The following is a 19,930-nucleotide window of genomic DNA, read 5'->3' as shown; positions in this document are numbered from 1 at the left end:
ACAAAACCAGACAAATAACTCAGATATGAAGAAATATATACTTTTCAGTTTAAGTGCCTTACTGCTATTTAACCTCCCCCTTTCAGCCCAGCTGAAAAGGCTTAGCCAACAGCAAACCTTTGGCAGCCAGCCCTCGCTGACACAGACTTTAAACCCTGTCTCGGGCTGGAGCGATGAAAACCATTATATAGAATACGATCTCAAAACCCGAAGTCAGCAAACAGTAGACATTCAGACGGGCGCAAAAGCACCTTATACGCCTCCTGTTAAAAGTGATGTGGAAGTGAGTATTAAGGATAAGGATGTATATATCCAATACGGTACCGCGGCTCCAAAACGACTGAGCAACAACAAAGAAGAGGCAAAAAACCCGACCTTATCGCCAGATGGCAAATATGTGGCCTTTACCCGCAGCAATGACCTTTACGCCATAGAAGTGGCTACGGGTAAGGAGATCAGGTATACTTCCGATGCAACCGATGTCATTTACAACGGTTATGCTTCCTGGGTGTATTTTGAAGAAATTCTGGGCAGGCCAACCAAATACAAGGCTTTCTGGTGGGCGCCAGACAGTAAACACCTTGCCTTTATGCGATTTGACGACACCAAGGTCCCTATGTTTCCCATTTATGGCTCCACAGGACAGCATGGTTATACCGAAAAAACCCGTTATCCTAAAGCCGGCGACCCCAATCCGGAGGTCAAAATAGGTTTTGTCCCTGCTGAAGGCGGCGCAGTGGTCTGGGCCGATTTTAATGAAAAAGACGATCAGTATTTTGGTACGCCTTACTGGAGTTTTGACAGCAGCAACATGATGGTACAATGGGTAAACCGTGGACAGGACAACCTTAAATTTTACAGCGTAGATCCCCTGACCGGAAAGAAAAAAGAGGTTTATGACGAAAAACAATCTTCCTGGGTGGACCTGGATTATAGCGGCCGTATCGAGTACCTGAAGGACAATAAACATTATATTCTTAAAACGGACAAATCGGGCTGGGCACATTTTTACCTGTATACCCTGGCCGGAAAACTGGTGAATCCAATCACGAGCGGAAAATGGCAGGTGGTTTCCCTGTTAAAGGTCGATGAACCGCATAAAATACTCTATTTCACGGCAAGAAAAGAAGCTTCCACCCGGACTGACCTTTACCGGATAGACCTGAACGGCAAAAACCTGAAAAGGCTTACTTTTGGGGAATACAATCACCTGGTGGAGCTTTCGCCATCCGGGAAATTTTTCGTTACCACTTATTCCAATGTATCTACCCCTTTTAAAAGGGCGCTGGTAGACAATACCGGAAAGATCATCAAAGAACTCGGGGACAGCAAATCTGCAGACTTTAATCAGTATGCTTTTGGTAAAACAGAAATGATCACCATTCCTACCGATGATGGTTATAACCTTCCGGCAGTAATCACTTATCCGACAGATTTTGATCCGGCAAAAAAATATCCGATTGTATTCAGTATGTACGGCGGCCCAAATGCCGGCCGGGTAACCAATACCTGGAAAGGTACAGCCAACCAGTGGTGGGCCAATGAAGGCCTAGTGCAAATAGAGGTTGATCACCGTGCCTCGGGGCATTTTGGAAAAGAAGGTGTGGCCCTGATGCACCGCAACCTGGGCAAATGGGAAATGAAGGATTACATGACTGCAGGAAGATGGCTGAAAGCTCAGCCCTGGGCAGCTCCAGGCAAACTGCTGATTACTGGTCACAGTTATGGCGGCTATATGACCTGTATGGCCCTGACCTACGGCTCCGATGTGTTTGATTATGGTTATGCCGGGGCGCCTGTGACCAGCTGGGAACTCTATGACAGCTATTATACAGAACGTTTTATGGACAGCCCTTCAGAAAACCCGGAAGGTTATAAAAATGGATCTGTGCTGACTTATACAGACCGCTACAAAGGCTTGCTGCGCATTATGCATGGTGATATGGATGACAATGTGCATATGCAAAACACCATACAGCTGGTCAATAAACTGGAAAATGAGAACAAACATTTTGAACTAATGATTTATCCCGGGGGAAGACATGGCTGGGGCGGACTAAAAACCCCGCATGACCGCTCGGAAAGGATCCGTTTTTATTACCAGAATTTACTGGACAAACCGGCTCCGGCCGAATTACTGAAATAAAAAAACAGGACCTTAATCAAGGTCCTGTTTTTTTTGATCGTTTTTTATTCTTTCGCTTCGCCTCTGCTGACGCATTGCCCTGCGTTTATTTCTTTCGGCCTTCATTTTACTAAACTTTTCTACCTGTCTTTTAATCTGTGCCTGCTTTTCGGGGGTAATGCCAATGCTGTATTTAATGCCCTGGTATAGAGATTTCCAGATCAGGTTAAAGAAAGAACGGGTCAGGTCCCTTTTATAGTCAATTTTTGCATGCCGCATTAGCCCTGTCTTGCCGGGGTTATCCGGATTTAGGATCAGGTGATTGGCCAGAAAAGACAGCAGGCCCTGCCTGACCAGAAAAGCAGAAGCGGTATCGCGCTTGAGTACATTTACCGACAGGCCATTGTATTTAAAATCCAGATCACCCTTCGCGCCATACTCATTGCCCTGTACCTTAAAATTCAGTTCCTTGACCATACCGCTTTTAATGCGCAGCATACCCAGCGGCTTGGTAACCGGGTTCATGGCCGTACCGTTCATTCCATGTAAAAGACCTGAAAATGAAAATGCACCATCAACGGCAGCCAGGTCAAAACTAAAACGCGCATCAAGTTTCCCCTGTCCCATCAAACTGCTGCTCAGCTGGGCAACCATAAAGTGGTCTTTCGCTTTTTCTTTTTCCGAATTGGTCACATTGCTGATTTTACCTGAAGTATTTTCAAAAGTAATTTTACCTCTTTGTTTGCTCTTACGATCAAATTCTGCATAACTGATGTTCAGCTGGTTCAGGTTGAAGCTTTGTATGGTTATTTTACTGCTTAGTTTTTGCAGCAGCTGCTGGGGATATTGTCCGAGTTTGGGCGTCCCCAGTTTTTTTAGTTCATTATTGTTAAAAACAGCAATCGAGCCATCTTCCATATTCATTTCTTTGGCAAAAAGTTCCTGCTTTTTGATGTATAAAGGCAAGTTGATCCCGGTTAGGTTCAGGTTGTTCAAATCTATGCTGAAGCGGTCTTTAGCATAACCGGCTACCTTGCCAAAGTCCATTTCACTGTACCTGGGCTGTAAGGCTATTTTTTTGATGCTCAATGTTCCTTTGGAAGCGGTAAAGTTCAGGTCCTTTAAATTGATGTGGTACAAACTGTCTGAAGTGGCATAGGTATAATCCCCCAGTCCGATCTTCACATCCCCGACCAGATAAAACCGCGCCGGATCGGCTGCAGAATGCGGATCAATGAGCCAGTCCAGGATTTGTACATCCAGGTTGGCGACAGAATCTACGGTTGGCCTGGGGCGGTTGCGGTCTATATATTTAAAAGAAGCTTCCTTGAAATCAATCTGGTCCACCCGGACTTCCTTTAACAGTTTGGAAATGTAATCATAAGGCGATTTGACCGGGTGCGGCCCCTTGTGTTCATTAAAATCAAATTGCTTATTGATCAGGGTAATGGAAGGTTGTTTTACTTCTATTTCATCAATATTCAATTTTTTTTCCCGGTAAATCCGGAAGGGGTGAAAATGATAAACAGATAATTTTTTCAGACGGATCTGGTACACGTTATTGGGTGCCTTTTTCAGAAGGGTCAGTTTTTTCAGGATCACTGTATCGGGAACGAGCCTTACATCCGAAAGACTGGCATTGCCCGTCAGACAATTCATCCAAAGGTTTTTAAACTCTATCCGGTACAGGCTGTCTGTTGCGTGAAGGACCACTGAGCGCAGCTGTTTTTCAATGCCGGGCTTAAGCCCAAGGGCAAAATAAAGTGACCATGCCCCAAAAAGACCAGCAAAAAATACCAGTATTCCTGCAAAGTACTTTACCACACGTTTTGCCTTCGCTTTTTTGAGCATATACAGAGAAAGAATTTAACTCCCAAGATACATATTTATCCCATATAACGGGTTTAATGCTGCTTTTCTTTTCTTTCCTGTTTTTTATCTTTTACTTTTTCATACGCTTTTTCGGGACTTTTTACAGGCACCATTCCAATACCTACCGTTTCACGTATCCCGGTAAAGACACTTTTCCAAAGCAGGTTAAAAAAAGAAGCGGCCGGCGTACGCTCAAAACGGATCTCAGCAGTTCTGACTTTTTCTCCTTTGGAAGGATTGGCATCTTTGATGACCAGCTTATTGGCCAGGAAAGACAAAAATCCTTTTTTCTTTGGTGCTGCCCCTTCTTCTGTTTCTTTGAGCAAGGCCACTTTGAGCGCTGTATAGTAAAAATTCATTTTGCCCCTGGAGCCTTTTAAATTGGCCTGCACATCAAAATCGGCTTTCTGAACCTGTCCCTGTTCAATTTTAACCAGCCCCAGCGATTCGGCCAAAGGGTTTAAAGCCTTCATGTCCATGGCACCGATATGGCCCTGGTAATGAAAATCGGCATTTTTAGAATCCAGTTTAAAGTCAATTTTAACAAAAAGTGCTGCCGCATTCAGGACCCTGGTGTTCAACGTTGCAAGCGCATGATTTTTATGCAGCAACTGCAGGGAATCATTGGTTACATTCAGGATCCTGCCCTGCAGGTTTCCCAGTTCTACCGTTCCCTTCTTTTGTGCAATGGGGTTGTATTCTGTGTAGGCCACATCGATGTGCTGCAGCAGTACGGTATCAATGGTCAGCGGGAGGGCCAAACGTCTTAAAGCCAGTTGAGGGTAATTTTTCCCTTTGTCAAAGCCCACAGGCGGGAGTTCCCGGTTCATAAAAACATTCACTTTTGCAGGCCCTGCTTTCAAAAGACCGGCATGAAGGCTGCCCTCCAGGTTAAAGCCGCTAAAATCCAGCCCTTTCATTTCCAGTCGCTGAAAATGAAGGTCATACCTGTCTTTTTGGGTTTTATACTTTCTGCTGAAAGCCAGTTCGGGGTACATGGGCACCATCCTGAAATCCTTTAGCATTAAAGTGCCCTTATTGACCGATCCGCTTAAAGAATCTGCTTTCAGGGTATACATATTGTCTTTTGTCCGGGCATGATAACCCGCCAGTTCAAAGGAGATGTCCTTCGCACCATAAACACGGCTGCTGTCCTGTTCCGAGCGGGCATCCAGCAGCAGGTCCTGCACTTTGATGTTTAATTTTTTTACTTCATGGAGCTTTTTTCCGCTGGCCCCGCTAAGGTAAGCCATGTCGGCATCCTGAACACGGACCTGATCTACCTGAATAGACTTCAGGCTTTTGGACAACAGTTCATACAGGTTTTGTTTGTTTGTTGTGGCATCTTTTTTTACAGGAACCCCATAGCGGATCATGCGGATGGAAGGCTTATCGAGCAGGATGCTGCTGATGTCAATTTCTTTATGCAGCCAGGCTTTTAACACCCCAACCCTTCTGATTTGCAGGCGGCCGATTTGCAGTTCAAATAAGTGCATGGGCGCTTTTCCCTGTCTTTTTAATTCCCTAAAGACGGCGGTGTCCGGCACCAGGGTCAGGCCATCCAGCGCAGCACTCCCGGTGAGCAGGTTCAGGTGGATGTCTTTAAAATCTACTTTATACAAATGACGCGAGGCCTGATCGACCCCTTCTTTAATTTTTCCGGCCAGCAGCGGTTTCCACCGGAGGCTGAAATACAGTGCAAACGATCCCAGTAGCAGCAGAAAAAGCAAAAAAATGCCCCCGATCCACTTCCATATTTTTTTTATTTTGTTGGGCGCTTGGGCCATAGGCGATAAATTTGATTAAAGCATACAATATCTCTGCCACTTTGTCATTTATAAATATATTTACGTATTTTTGGGGTCCCAATACAAGGAAGGATATATGATTGATTTACAGCTAGCAGACAAGACACATGATGAGCAGCGCCAGGGTGAGGCCCTGATCATAGATGCACCAGTGCAGCAGAACAGCAGAAAACTATATATTGAGAGCTACGGCTGCCAGATGAATTTTGCAGACAGTGAGATTGTTGCCTCTATTTTGCTGGATCAGGGTTTTCAAACTACAGGAGATTATAAAGAGGCCGATGTGGTGTTTATCAATACCTGTTCCATACGGGAAAACGCAGAGCAAAGGGTCAGAAACCGTCTGTCTCAGTTTGGTGCAGAAAAACGCAGGAACCCAAAACTAATTGTTGGTGTACTGGGCTGCATGGCCGAAAGGCTGAAGTCTAAATTTCTGGAAGAAGAAAAACTGGTGGATGTGGTCGTTGGACCAGATGCCTACCGGGACCTTCCCCAGCTGATCGGACAGGTTGAAGAGGGACAAAAAGCCATCAATGTATTGTTGTCCAGGGAAGAAACCTATGCGGACATCAGTCCTGTACGTTTAAACGGAAATGGGATTACGGCCTTTATTTCTATTATGCGTGGCTGTGACAATATGTGCTCTTTCTGTGTAGTGCCCTTTACCAGGGGCCGTGAGCGCAGCAGGGACCCGCATTCTATTTTAGCTGAAGCCCAGGACCTGGTGGACAAGGGTTATAAAGAGGTGACTTTGCTGGGTCAGAATGTAGATTCTTACAAATGGAAAGGTGCTGATGCAGCTGAAGATGCAGAAATTGAAGTGAATTTTGCACAGTTACTGGAAAAAGTCGCCCTGCTCAATGCTGATCTGCGGGTCCGTTTTTCGACCTCACATCCCAAAGACATTACCGATGAGGTCTTGTACACCATCGCCAAATACGATAATATTTGTAATTATATCCACCTGCCTGTACAATCGGGCAGCAGCAGGGTACTGGAACTGATGAACCGGACCTATACCAGGGAATGGTACATCAACCGGGTGGATGCCATCCGGAAAATTATTCCCGGCTGTGCGATTTCTTCGGACATCATTGCCGGCTTCTGTACAGAAACAGAAGAAGAGCACCAGGAAACCTTAACCATGATGGATTATGTGGGCTATGATTTTGCCTTTACCTTTAGTTATTCTGAAAGACCGGGTACCCTGGCCGCCAGAAAACTTGAAGACGATATTCCTGAAAAAGTTAAAAGCCGCAGGCTCAGTGAAATTCTGGTGAAACAGCAGGAATGGTCTTTAAAGCGCCTGCAGGAAAATGTGGGTAAAACCTTACGAATTCTGGTGGAAGGCAAATCAAAAAAATCTGATCTGGATTATTGCGGCAGAAATGATCAGAATGCGATGGTGGTTTTTCCGGCTTCAGAAAATATTAAACCCGGGCAATATGCGAATGTGTTTATTGAGCGTTGTACTTCAGCGACTTTATTGGGCAGAATAGCAGATTAATTATGGATATACAAGACATTAAAAACCGCTTTGGTATTATCGGGGGCTCGCCTCTTTTAAACCGGGCCATAGATATTGCAAGACAGGTTGCCCCAACCGATATGTCCGTATTGATTACGGGTGAAAGCGGAAGTGGTAAAGAGGTCTTTTCACACATTATACACCAACTCAGTGCCAGAAAACACGGGGCTTTTATCGCTGTAAACTGTGGCGCCATCCCCGAGGGCACCATCGACTCTGAATTGTTTGGTCACGAGAAGGGCTCCTTTACCGGGGCACACGAGGCCAGAAAAGGTTATTTTGAGGTCGCCAATGGCGGAACGATTTTTCTGGATGAGGTGGCAGAACTTCCTCTGGGCACCCAGGCCCGCTTACTTAGGATCCTGGAAAGCGGGGAATACCTTCGTGTGGGTTCTTCCAAAGTCCAGAAAACCGATGTAAGGATTATTGCAGCGACCAATGTGGATGTTTACAACCGCGTAAAATCCGGAAAATTCAGGGAAGATCTTTATTACAGGTTAAATACAGTGCCTTTGAGAATTCCTGCCCTGCATGAACGCAAAGAGGACATTTACCTGCTGTTTCGTAAATTTTCTGCAGACTTCAGTGATAAGTACCGCAGCCCGGGCATCCAACTGGACCCCTCGGCCATACAGATGTTGAGCAATTACAGCTGGCCGGGAAATGTGCGTCAGCTTAAAAACATTGCCGAACAAATTTGTGTACTGGAAAAAGAACGTAATGTAACGGCCCAGGCCCTGCTCAATTATATCCCTAATGAAAGTGCCACCAATCTTCCGGCCCTGACCGGACAACAGTCAAAGGAAGATTTTACGGAAAGGGACATCCTTTACAAAGTGCTCTTTGACATGAAAAAGGACATGATGGAGCTCAAAAAGTTGGTTGCAGAAATCATTCAAAGCGGAGGCAACACCTCACATATTGTAGCCGACAACCCGCATTTCATCAACCAGCTTTATCAGGAAGCAGAATTAAGTTCAGGCATGGAACCTACCCTGACCATTAAAAAGCCCATTCCAAATGCCCCGGTAGAATATAATTATGCCCATGATGCAGAAGAAATTGAAGAATCTTTATCTTTAATTGACAAGGAATCGGACCTGATCAAAAAAGCGCTCAAAAAACATAAAGGTAAAAGGAAGTTTGCAGCTCAGGAGCTGGGCATTTCTGAACGCACCTTATACAGAAAAATCAAAGAACTGAACCTGAACTGATGAATCCGGTGCCGGATCCATCTGACAAATGAAGAGCAATAAATAAAACGGATGAAAAGATTATCTTTAGTACTGCTGGTGGTGATGCTCAGCTTTAATTCCTGCACGGTAAAGTTCAATGGGGCCTCCATCCCGCCGAACATGAAAACCATATCCATTCCTTTTTTTGAAAACAACGCCCAGCTGGTGGTACCCACGCTGAGCCAGTCTTTTACAGAAGATCTTAAAACCAGGATCCGTACCCAGACCAGCTTAAGCCTTACCCAGCAGGGAGATGCCGATGCCGTTATGGAAGGCCGGATTACAGGTTATGACGTTTCGCAGGTATCCACCACAGACAACAGGCAGCTCACTCAGGGAACCAGTAGGTTGACCATTACCGTAGCCGTTAAGTACACCAACAACCTGAACCCTAAACAAAGCTTTGAAGAAAGCTTCACCAGGTTTAAAAACTTTGTGCTCAACGGGGCAAACTACCAGTCTCTTGAACCCCAGCTCATTAAGGACATCAATGTGATGCTTACCGAAGATATTTTTAACAGGGCTTTTGCCCAATGGTAAATCAAAGCAGGCCCTGACGTTCCTGAAAATGAATTTCAATCCTTAACTTAGCATCGTGGAGCTGGAAAACAACAACAAAGAAAGACTTTCGGTATTACTTGCTGAACCTCATAAAACGGGACAGCAGGATGTTTCTTTATTAGAAGACCTGACCCGGCGTTTTCCATATTTTCAGCCTGCCCGCCTGTTGCTTGCCAAAGCAGCACAAGGGGAAGATCAGGTATCCAATGCTGCTGCGGCCCTGTACGCCAACGGACTTTTGCTACACAAAGTACTCCGGCAAAAAGACTACCCTCAGCTGCAGGGTTTTGAAATCATAGAAAAAAAGACGGTGCCTTCACAACCGGTAGTAGATGTACAGGAAGAAAGCCAGGAGGTCTACGAAGAAATTTCCGAGCTGGACATCGATCATTTTAAACCGGCCTTTTCCACTGAAGATCCTTCTTCCAAAATAGAAACGATTGAGGATGATTTTGTGCTGGAAAGTATTTCTGCCGATTTTTTTGCCTTTGAAAAGAAATTCGGCTCTGAAGAACCCGCAACTGAACCCGCCGTGGAAGAGCCATCCACAGAAAAGCAGGACCCTGTCAGCGTTAGCAATTATCACGACGACAGCCTTCCTTATACTTTTTTATGGTGGCTGGCGAAAACCCGCAAAGAACACCAATCGGTTTTTCAGCCTTATGCTTCCCCTAAAAAGAATAATCCCGGGGAGCTTCAACAGCAATATGTAGAACATATTTTCCACATTCAAAGTCCTTTTAATGCAGAAGAGGTCATCAACAACACCCCTGGAAGCAAACATCCCGATCATAAGGAAACAGAAATTATTGACAGCTTCCTGAAAAAGGACCCACAGATCAGCCCGCCAAAAGCCGAGCAGATCGACAACGAAAACAAAGCAAAAAAAAGCGCGGAAGACCAGAATGACCTGGTCTCGGAAACCCTGGCTAAAATATATATAGAGCAAATGCTTTATCACAAGGCAATAGATACTTATCAAAAATTAAGTTTGAAGTTTCCAGAAAAAAGCCGTTACTTTGCCGACCTTATCCAATCTTTAGAAAAGAAAATTTAACTAGATAAACCATTATGATTTTTTTAATTATTTTATTGATCATTGTTTGCCTTGCTCTTGGGTTATTTGTATTGATACAAAATCCTAAAGGTGGAGGCCTGGCCACTGGTGGTTCAGGAAGTAATATGTTCGGTGTTCAACGCACAGGCGATGTTCTGGAAAAAGGAACCTGGATATTTCTGACACTGATCGTTGTGATCTCCTTGTCCATTACCACCATTGCAAAAAGCGGAAGTACAGGAAGCACTGATTCAAAAATCCAGCATTTACTGGACAAAACACCTACACCTTCTCCGATCAACCAGGCCCCTGCCGGTCAAAAACCAGCACCTGCACCTGCAAATCAGACAAAACCTGCTAAATAAGCAGTTTAAAATAGAACAAGGCCCGTTAGGATTCATTTCTTAACGGGCTTTTTTCATTCTGCCACTCTGACACAAAATTTCCCAGGCCCAAAACCATTAGCTGACAAGTCGGTGTAAATTTGGCAAGTAATTGCCCTTGGCATAAAAACTGATGTAACATCAGCACGTATGATATACGGTTTACACATTCATCTTAAAATTAAAATTTAATAATAAGTTATGGCTTTAAACTTTAAACCTAATGCAGATAGAGTAGTTGTTGAAGCTGCTGCTGCAGAAGAAAAAACAGCTTCTGGTATTTATATCCCTGATACCGCCAAAGAAAAACCTCAGCAAGGAATTGTAGTCGCTGTTGGACCAGGTAAATATGCAGACCAGACCGGAAATTTAATCCCTTTAAGCGTTAAAGTTGGAGATCAGGTATTGTACAGCAAATATGGCGGTACTGAAGTTACCATCGAAGGTAAAGAGTATTTAATCATGAGAGATTCTGATATTTTAGGAACACTTTAGTAGATAAACCGAAAGATGACCGGTTCCCGGATCATATTTTCTAAACATTAATTAAAAAAAGAAAATGTCAAAACAAGTAAAATATAATGTAGAAGCCCGTGACGCCCTGAAAAAAGGTGTGGACACTTTGGCCAATGCTGTAAAAGTAACTTTAGGTCCTAAAGGACGTAACGTAATTATCGATAAAAAATTCGGTTCACCTGCAGTGACCAAAGATGGTGTTACTGTTGCCAAAGAAATTGAACTGAAAGATCCGATTGAAAACATGGGTGCCCAGATGGTGAAAGAAGTGGCTTCTAAAACTGCTGATATTGCAGGTGACGGAACCACAACTGCAACTGTTCTTGCCCAGGCCATCGTAACTGCTGGTATTAAAAACGTTGCTGCCGGCGCAAACCCTATGGATTTGAAACGCGGTATTGACAAAGCGGTTGCTGCTATTGTAGAAAACTTAAAATCACAGTCACAAACTGTTGGTGAAGACAACAATAAAATTAAACAGGTTGCCTCTATTTCTGCAAACAACGACGAAGTAATCGGTTCTCTGATTGCTGAAGCGATGGGTAAAGTAGGTAAAGATGGCGTAATCACTGTAGAAGAAGCAAAAGGTACTGAAACTGAAGTAAAAACAGTAGAAGGTATGCAATTTGACCGTGGTTACCTGTCTCCGTATTTTGTAACCAATGCAGACAAAATGGAAGCAGAACTGGAAAATCCTTACATCCTGATCTATGATAAAAAGATCAGCAACATGAAAGAATTGCTTCCAATTCTGGAAAAACAAGTTCAAACCGGAAAACCTTTGCTGATCATTGCAGAAGACCTGGATGGAGAAGCTTTGGCCACTTTGGTTGTCAATAAAATCCGTGGTTCCCTGAAAGTAGTTGCAGTTAAAGCCCCTGGATTCGGTGACCGTAGAAAAGCCATGCTGGAAGACATTGCGATCTTAACAGGTGGTACAGTGATCTCTGAAGAAAGAGGTTATAAATTAGAAAATGCAGATCTGACTTATTTAGGTACTGCAGAAAAAGTTGTAGTTGATAAAGACAACACAACTGTAATCAATGGTGCAGGCCAGTCAGAAGACATCAAAGCCCGCGTAAACCAGATTAAAGCTCAGATTGAGACCACAACATCTGATTACGATAAAGAAAAATTACAGGAACGTCTGGCGAAACTTGCTGGTGGTGTTGCTGTTCTTTATGTAGGTGCGGCTTCTGAGGTTGAAATGAAAGAGAAAAAAGACCGTGTTGATGATGCTTTACATGCAACCCGTGCGGCTGTTGAAGAAGGTATCGTTGCAGGTGGTGGTGTTGCCTTTATCCGTGCCATCGAAGCATTGGAAGGTATGAAAGGTTTAAATGAAGACGAAACTACAGGTATCGCAATCGTGAAACGTGCTGTAGAAGAGCCTTTACGTCAAATCTGCGAGAATGCAGGTATTGAAGGTTCTATCGTTGTTCAGAAAGTTAAAGAAGGCAAAGCTGATTTTGGTTACAATGCACGTACTGATGTATATGAAAACCTGATTGCTGCCGGTGTAATTGATCCAACTAAAGTAGGCCGTGTGGCTTTGGAAAATGCAGCTTCTATTGCCGCAATGTTGTTGACAACAGAGTGTGTGTTGGCTGATGATCCTGAAGATAATGCCGGTGCTGGCGCTGGTATGCCTCCAATGGGCGGTGGTGGTATGGGTGGAATGATGTAATTTCCCTCAATTATCATTAAGTTTTAGGAAAGCCCCGCAAAATTTGCGGGGCTTTTTAATTATTTCTTAAAGTATTCCGGGCTTTAGTATAAGTGTTGCAAAAAATTGAATAATTTTACATTATTGTTGCAACAATATGAAAAAACTTCTCCCCGCTCTGATCTTGCTGCTTTGCAGTGCGATGCTCTCTCATGCCCAAATGGTTATAGGAACTGTCGATCCCGGGCCATACACACCGGGTTCCACCATTGCAGCAACGTTTAGTATCGGGACCACTAAATGCATAGGGATAGGAAACCGCTTCGAGCTTTACCTTTCTGATGCAAACGGAATTTTTTCGCCTACGGCAACACCAATTGGTTTTTATGATGGTTTTTATTCGACTTTTGTCAATGGGGTCATTCCTACCGGTACCCCGGCCGGGGCCGGATATAAACTCCGGATCAAATCCAGTAACCCCAATGACTTTTCCACAGAATCAAGCCCCTTTGCCATTGTTGCGGGAACTGCTGTAAAAGCAGCGCTGACTTCTACCCAACCTGCAACAATCAACGCGAACCCGCTTACTTTTGGCTCCTGCAATACCGACAGCAGCAACCCCAATACTTCCTTCAGGTTTACCAATGCCTCCAGCACAGGCACAGTTTCTGCAACAGTAAACAACGAACTGAATTCCGGTACTCCGGGCGCAATGAACTTTACCAACGTTGGTGACATACAGACTTTTAACGCGGGGCTGGCCCATTATACTATTTTTGTTAAGGCTACCGCTAACGGAACAACAGCCACACAGGCTTACTTTTTGATCAACAACCTGGCCGTTACCGCCTTTACCACCACCAGTGGAAATACAGTTTGTTATCCGACAGGTTTTTTTGCTTATCTGGTGGATGTAACAACGGATAAGGGAATTAAAGCAAATTTCCCCGGAAATACCTATAAAATAGACTGGGGGGATGGTACAACAAATGAATATACCTATTGCGATATTTCCTCCAACAGCGGCAGCGTAACGCATACCTTTAGCAAATCTTCCTGCGGATTAACTTTTACCTCGGGAAGTAAAACCATTTACAATGCATTTGGCATTAATGTCGGGGTAAAAAGTCCCTTTTGCGGAGACATCGGTACAAACCTTTCCACGACGGCCATTGTCATCACCAGACCGGTAAACAAATTTAGTTTTCCTGCAATTGCCTGTACCGGGGACAATGTCACTTTCACCAATGAATCTACCGCAGGTCAAAAGCCCAATACAAATACTGCCGGCTGCAGCTCCAATAATGTTGATTACAACTGGTATGTCGATGGGGTCCTGGTTGCACAGTTTAAGCCCTTCAGTTATAATCTCGTTTACAAATTTACAACCAAAGGGAAACACAAAATCAAGCTGACCTCTTCCAGTGACGGCAATTGTCAGGCTGATGATGTTGAAATGGAAATCTGCGTCCAGGACCCGCCTAAACCTTCCTTTACTTTAGATAAAACGACCATCTGTGTGACACCCGGTACACTTACACCGGCAAACACTTCAGTGATTGACAATACCTGTAACGCCACTCCTGTATACACCTGGTCGGTTACACCGTCCGCCAATGTTACCTATGCAAATGGAACCAGCAGCGGTAGTGCAGTTCCACAGTTCAAATTTAACAAACAAGGCACCTATAACATTACGTTGAGCATTCAAACAGGAACCTGTGAGGTGACCACTCTGCCGCAGGAAGTTATCGTCAATGCAGAACCCACTGCCAGTTTATCGGGTCCTGCCAATCTTTGTGTCAACGGAAATTATACTTTTGGCCCTGCTTCCACAGATACAAAAACAACAGTTAGCGGAACCGAGAAGGAATTATCTGACACTTACACCTGGACTTTAAGTGGCGACGCAACCTTTGTTGCCCCAAGCACAGCAAACAGCAAGTATCCGGTCATCAATTTTCCAAGCTATACATCCTATACGGTTACCCTCACTCATAAAAACACCTGTAATACAGTTTCTGCTACACAGCAGCTTACTTTTTCTCAATCCCCTGTTCCAAAAATCACCGTAGATCCAAGTACGGTATGTTATGATGCCAACATTAACCTGGAAGGTACGGTGACCAACGGCACTTATACTTCTTTCAAATGGATTGGAAATGGCGGTACCTTTTCCGACCCGGATAAACTAAAAACAACCTATACGCCTACCAATGCAGAGCGTGATGCAGGTACTACGACCATTACCCTGCAACTCAGCACCGGGCTCACCGGGGCCTGTGCAAAGGTGGAAGATAAAGCGACCGTGCTTTTTTATCCAAAAAACACCGGAAATAATCCGGCAGGAAGTACAGCACAGAACATTTGTACCGGCAGCAAAGCCAGCTTCACCCCTTCCTCTACTGTTCCGGGAAGTACCTTTAGCTGGACCGCGGCCAATGCAGATGGCAATGCCACAGGTTTCAGTCCTTCAGGAAACGGAATCATCAATGAAACCCTAACCAATACGAATGCTACCGCCGATGCGGTGGTGGTGTATACGATTACCCCTACAGCAAATGGCTGTAATGGGCCTACGTTTACCTTTACGGTAACCATAAAGCCGCTTCCGGTACTTAGTGCGAAAGCAGCCAAAGAAACCATCTGCAGCAAGGAATCTGCAGCAATTGCCCTGAGCTCTAACCTCAGTCCAACAAAATATACCTGGACCAGCACCGCTTCGGCCGGTATCAGCGGAAATACCAATCAACCGGTGGCCTTAACCATAAGTTCCATAGAGGACATTCTGCTCAACAGCGGCACCACCCAGGGAACAGTGACCTATGTGATTACCCCGGTTTCCGCGAGTGGTTGTACAGGTGAAGCGGTTACCCTTACTGTTAAAGTCGACCCGGCGGTCACCACCGCTAATGCCGGTCTGGATGAATCCATTTGTGATGCCGACAATTACACTTTAAAAGGAAACACACCTGTGGTGGGCACAGGAGAATGGACCTTAACTTCCACTCAGACCGGTGTTGTTTTCGCAGATAAAACACTGGCGACAACAAAAGTGAGCGGTTTAAAAAGTGGTGAAATTTATACTTTTAAATGGACCATCTCGGCCACCGGAGCCTGTGCAGCCTCCGTAGATGAGGTAAGCATCACGGTCAATGTACCAACCGTACCGGGTACAACTGCAGGGGACGCCACCGTATGTTACGGCAAAAACTCAGGTGATGTTAAACTTACAGGCAATACAGGTACAGTGCTCCGCTGGGAAAGCAGTACCGACAATGGTGTAACCTGGCTTCCGGTAAGCAATACCACGACCACCCTTTCCTACAGCAACCTGCTTGCCAGTACCTTGTACAGGGCTGTAGTTCAAAACGGAAGCTGTACGATGATGTTTTCGACCCCAAGCACCATTACCGTTAACCCGGCAACAACAATTGCCGATGCCGGTAAAGCGCAAATTTTATGTGCTGCACCCAGTACAAAACTCGATGCCAATGTACCTGCAACCACAGAGAGTGGAAAATGGACCATGGTGTCCGGAGACCCCAATGTGGTCTTTACCGACGCGACCGATCCAAAAACGACAGTTACGGCTCTTAAAGCAGGAACCAACTATGTATTCAAATGGACCATTACCGGCAGTTCTGTCTGTGACCCAAGCAGTGCGGAGCTCAGCGTTAAAAATCTGCCTCCGTTAAACAATGTGATCAGCAGCACAAGCACAGAGGTTTGCAACGGCCAGGTCATCAGCATTAAAGGAGAACAGCAAAGCGGAGGTGACGGAAGTTATACGTATAGCTGGGAAAGCAGCAAAGATGGCATTAGCTGGACCCCCATTAGCGGAGAAAGCGGCCAGGACCTGAGTTTTAGCTTAACCGAAACCTTGTCTTTCAGAAGAACAATAGTCAGCAGCAGCTGTACCCTGATCAGCAACATCATTCAGGTTATTGCCCAGCCACCCATTACAAAAAATGACATTACAGCCGACCAGACCATTTGCAGCGGACTGGTCCCTGCAGCCTTAAACGGCAGTGTTCCGGAAGGTTCAGACGGCAAGTTTAATTTTCAATGGCAATCGAGTACAGATGGCAGCACCTGGACCGACATCAGCGGGGCGGTATTCCAGAATTACAGTCCGGCGGCCCTTACAGTAACCACCTGGTACAGGCGTACCGTGAGTACAATTGCCTGCAACGGGGCCCTGAAAAACAACAGCAATACCGTTAAAATTACGGTCAATCCAAATGCGAAGGCCGAATATACTTATGATAAAGATAAGGCCTGCACGCCTTTTAAAATTGATGCACAAAACCTCAAAACAGTCCCTTATCCGGACCGCAATGCAAGCTATACCTGGTATGCTGATGATGTCCAGATTGGAACAGGTGCAGTTTTTCCGGGTTATACCATTACCGCCAGCAACACGACTGTTGTCATTAAACTGGTGACCACCAGCAAACTTGGCTGTAAGGACGATGAATATAGCCATAGCTTTAGCACCGTACAGGAAGTGGTCCCATCCTTTACGCAAAGTACCGCCAAAGGCTGTGGTCCATTGCTGGTTAATTTTGTAAATACGTCCAGCTCCCTGACTGGGGCCACCTTCAAATGGGATTTTGGAAATGGAACAACTTCTTCCCAAACCATGCCTTCGGCAGTTACTTTCCTTCCGGATGTAACGGGTAAAGACACCACGTATACCATTACCCTCACGGCTACCACTTCCTGCGGAAGCAGTTCGGTAACGGCCGAAGTATTTGTAAAGGCCAAGCCGAGGTCTGTATTCTCTCCAAGCAAAACGGTGGGCTGTTCGCCAATGAAGGTCACTTTCAGCAACACTTCTCCCGGAGGTACAAACACCTATTATTATGATTTTGGAGATGGCACGCCACCCCTCACCAAAACAGATAAATCTTCAGTGGAGCATACCTATATCACCACCGTCGTCAAAGATTTTGTGGTAAAAATGGTTGCAGAAAATGAATGTGGAAGGGATGAGAGTTCTTATGTCATCCGGGTTTCGCCAAATACGGTTTTGCCGGAACTGGTGGTCAACGCCAATGAAAAAGAAGGCTGCGCCCCTTTTAAAGTAAACTTCTACAACAACAGTAAAGGCGCCAATTCCTTTAAATATGATTTCGGAGATGGCAGTACCATGCTGACCAGATCGGCCCCTGAAATGGTGACGCACACTTTTGACAAAGCAGGTACTTTTACCGTAACCCTGACCGCATCAAACGGTTGTTCTGACACCACCACCACTGAAACCATTAAAGTGCTTCCGCAGCCTGTTATGGATTTCAGCGCAGATGTCGTTCTGGGCTGTCCGGGACTGGTGGTGCAATTCAAAAACACCAGTGTAGATGGCGTTGCCTACCTTTGGGATTTTGGGGACGGGACCACTTCCAATGAGTTTGAGCCCAAACATATTTATAGCGGCGATCAGGAATATTATACCGTTACCCTAAGCGCGACCAACGCCCTGGGCTGTAGCAATACCCTGATTAAAAACCAGTATATCCATATTGTACAACCACCAGTGGCCAGATTTAATGTCGTTCCTTCTACAGTCATCAGCATTCCAAATTATACTTTCCGTTTTGAGGATGAGAGCACCAACTCCCCAAGCATCTGGCAATGGGATTTCGGAGATAAAATCCAGTCGGCCTTAAAAAACCCTTCGCATACCTATGCCGATACAGGAACCTATGTGGTCACTTTAAGGGTGATGAACCAACAGGGTTGTTTTACCACGACCTTTAAAAAGGTAACCATTGTCGGGGTTCCGGGCTACCTCTTTGTTCCAAATTCATTTATGCCTGGCAGTGAGACACCAGAGCTCCGGGAATTCAAGGCAAAAGGTTCTGGGATTAAAACCTGGAGAATGAGCATTTTCAACAAATGGGGACAAACTTTATGGGAAACCACCAAACTGGATGAAGGACGTCCGGTAGAAGGCTGGGATGGAACGGTCAATGGTACCCCTGCACCACAAGGGGTCTATTTCTGGAAAATTGATGTGGAACTGATTAACGGCACAGAATGGAAAGGGATGACCTACGACAGTTCAGCCCCTAAAAAAACAGGCGCAATTCACCTGATAAGATAACACTAATGAAATTATTAAAGACATATCAACTGCTCCTGCTGCTCGCTTTGTTCTGGTATCCGGCCGGTACACATGCTCAGGACCATATTTATTCGCAATTTTTTAATGCCCCTTTATACCTGAACCCCTCCCTTACCGGGCAGTTTGAAGGAGACCTGCGCATGAATATGATTTACCGCAACCAATGGACCGGCCTGAGCGGCACACTGTCCTATATCAATGCTTCTATGGACCTGAACATTCCTGAATTTGGCGGTGGCCTGGGCATACAATTTAACAGGAGCTCTGAAGGAACGGCTTTTTTGGTCAAAAACAATGTAGCGGCCTCTTATTCCTATAGTGTCGGGGGCGATAATTTTGTATTGTCCTTTGGTATTCAGGCCGGATTTACCAGCCGGCAAATCAACTGGAGCAAACTGGTTTTTTCTGATCAGATTGACAACCGTTTGGGCTATATCCCTGGAAGCATCAGTTCGGCGCAGATTCCCGATCAGGGACATAAATTCTTTTTTGACCCTGCCGCGGGTACCAATCTGGTTTATGGAAATTTTATGGCCGGTCTGGCGGTACACCACATCAACAAACCAGATGAATCTTTTAGTGGTGCGCAGGCCAAACTCCCTATGCGCATTACCGGAAATGCAAGTTACCGGATTTCCCTTAGTCAAAGTGGTTACGGGCAGGAAGAAGGTTCTTCTTACCTGATCCCATCGGTGGTGTATTACAAACAGGGGAATGTTTCTTCCATGAGTGCCGGTGCCCAGTTTAAATACAGGGGCATCAATACGGGTTTATGGTACCGCAGTGCCGGAGAAGGTGGCCCTGATGCCCTGGTAGTTTCTTTGATTTTTGATATTTTCTCCTCTAATAAAAACGGGGGCAAACTCAGGATCGGTTTAAGCCATGATGCCACTACCTCGAAAATTAATTATACCAATACAAACGGGACTACAGAGGCCAGCATTGGCTATCAGCAATTTTTCAGGAACAGTTCCAATTATGAAAAGTTTAATGGTTTACGCTGTTATGATTTTTATTAGATAATTTAGGAAAAAAAGCGATCAACAGCA

General features: G+C 45.1%; 12 protein-coding genes. 10 read left to right on the top strand and 2 right to left on the bottom strand.

Translation table 11 applies throughout. The annotated features are described in order from the left end of the window. The first annotated feature begins 25 nt into the window (after positions 1 to 25). Positions 26 to 2,146, top strand: a complete 2,121-nt coding sequence (locus B0O44_RS07630) for a S9 family peptidase (RefSeq protein ID WP_110828841.1) — start codon at positions 26 to 28, stop codon at positions 2,144 to 2,146. Positions 2,147 to 2,158: 12 nt separating this feature from the next. Here the strand turns inward: B0O44_RS07630 and B0O44_RS07625 are convergent, their stop codons facing one another. Both B0O44_RS07625 and B0O44_RS07620 read right to left on the bottom strand, forming a co-directional pair. Next, entirely contained in the window at positions 2,159 to 3,976 is a 1,818-nt protein-coding gene (locus tag B0O44_RS07625) for a hypothetical protein (RefSeq protein ID WP_110828838.1), read from the bottom strand. 53 nt (positions 3,977 to 4,029) lie between these two features. After that, positions 4,030 to 5,784 carry an AsmA family protein gene (locus B0O44_RS07620; RefSeq protein WP_110828836.1) on the bottom strand — a complete coding sequence of 585 codons (1,755 nt, stop codon included), beginning with the start codon at positions 5,782 to 5,784 and terminating at the stop codon, positions 4,030 to 4,032. Between the two features lie 97 nt (positions 5,785 to 5,881). Between B0O44_RS07620 and miaB the strand changes: the two genes are divergently transcribed. The 9 genes from miaB to B0O44_RS07575 all read left to right on the top strand — a co-directional run bounded on the left by miaB (position 5,882) and on the right by B0O44_RS07575 (position 19,900). Then, positions 5,882 to 7,312, top strand: a complete 1,431-nt coding sequence (gene miaB / locus B0O44_RS07615) for a tRNA (N6-isopentenyl adenosine(37)-C2)-methylthiotransferase MiaB (RefSeq protein WP_110828833.1) — start codon at positions 5,882 to 5,884, stop codon at positions 7,310 to 7,312. Between the two features lie 2 nt (positions 7,313 to 7,314). After that, a complete protein-coding gene (locus B0O44_RS07610; RefSeq protein ID WP_110828830.1) occupies positions 7,315 to 8,547 on the top strand; it encodes a sigma-54 interaction domain-containing protein in 1,233 nt (410 codons plus the stop codon). Positions 8,548 to 8,598: 51 nt separating this feature from the next. Then, a complete protein-coding gene (locus B0O44_RS07605) occupies positions 8,599 to 9,108 on the top strand; it encodes an LptE family protein (protein ID WP_211321331.1) in 510 nt (169 codons plus the stop codon). Positions 9,109 to 9,163: 55 nt separating this feature from the next. Next, entirely contained in the window at positions 9,164 to 10,186 is a 1,023-nt protein-coding gene (locus tag B0O44_RS07600; RefSeq protein WP_110828825.1) for a hypothetical protein, read from the top strand. 14 nt (positions 10,187 to 10,200) lie between these two features. Beyond that, positions 10,201 to 10,551 carry a preprotein translocase subunit SecG gene (secG, locus tag B0O44_RS07595; protein ID WP_110828822.1) on the top strand — a complete coding sequence of 117 codons (351 nt, stop codon included), beginning with the start codon at positions 10,201 to 10,203 and terminating at the stop codon, positions 10,549 to 10,551. A 219-nt stretch (positions 10,552 to 10,770) separates the two neighbouring features. Next, positions 10,771 to 11,064 carry a co-chaperone GroES gene (gene groES / locus B0O44_RS07590; RefSeq protein ID WP_110828820.1) on the top strand — a complete coding sequence of 98 codons (294 nt, stop codon included), beginning with the start codon at positions 10,771 to 10,773 and terminating at the stop codon, positions 11,062 to 11,064. Positions 11,065 to 11,128: 64 nt separating this feature from the next. Further along, on the top strand, positions 11,129 to 12,772 hold the full coding sequence (gene groL / locus B0O44_RS07585) for a chaperonin GroEL (RefSeq protein ID WP_110828818.1): 1,644 nt from the start codon (positions 11,129 to 11,131) through the stop codon (positions 12,770 to 12,772). A 136-nt stretch (positions 12,773 to 12,908) separates the two neighbouring features. After that, positions 12,909 to 18,860: a PKD domain-containing protein gene (locus tag B0O44_RS07580; RefSeq protein ID WP_110828815.1), complete on the top strand. Its 5,952-nt coding sequence runs from the start codon at positions 12,909 to 12,911 to the stop codon at positions 18,858 to 18,860. A 5-nt stretch (positions 18,861 to 18,865) separates the two neighbouring features. Further along, positions 18,866 to 19,900: a PorP/SprF family type IX secretion system membrane protein gene (locus B0O44_RS07575; RefSeq protein WP_110828813.1), complete on the top strand. Its 1,035-nt coding sequence runs from the start codon at positions 18,866 to 18,868 to the stop codon at positions 19,898 to 19,900. Positions 19,901 to 19,930: the final 30 nt, after the last annotated feature.

The sequence above is a fragment of the Pedobacter nutrimenti genome, assembly GCF_003208655.1.
Taxonomy (GTDB): Bacteria; Bacteroidota; Bacteroidia; order Sphingobacteriales; family Sphingobacteriaceae; genus Pedobacter; species Pedobacter nutrimenti.
The sequence above is the reverse complement of the archived record's forward strand: the minus strand, read 5'-3'. Positions and strand labels throughout refer to the sequence as shown.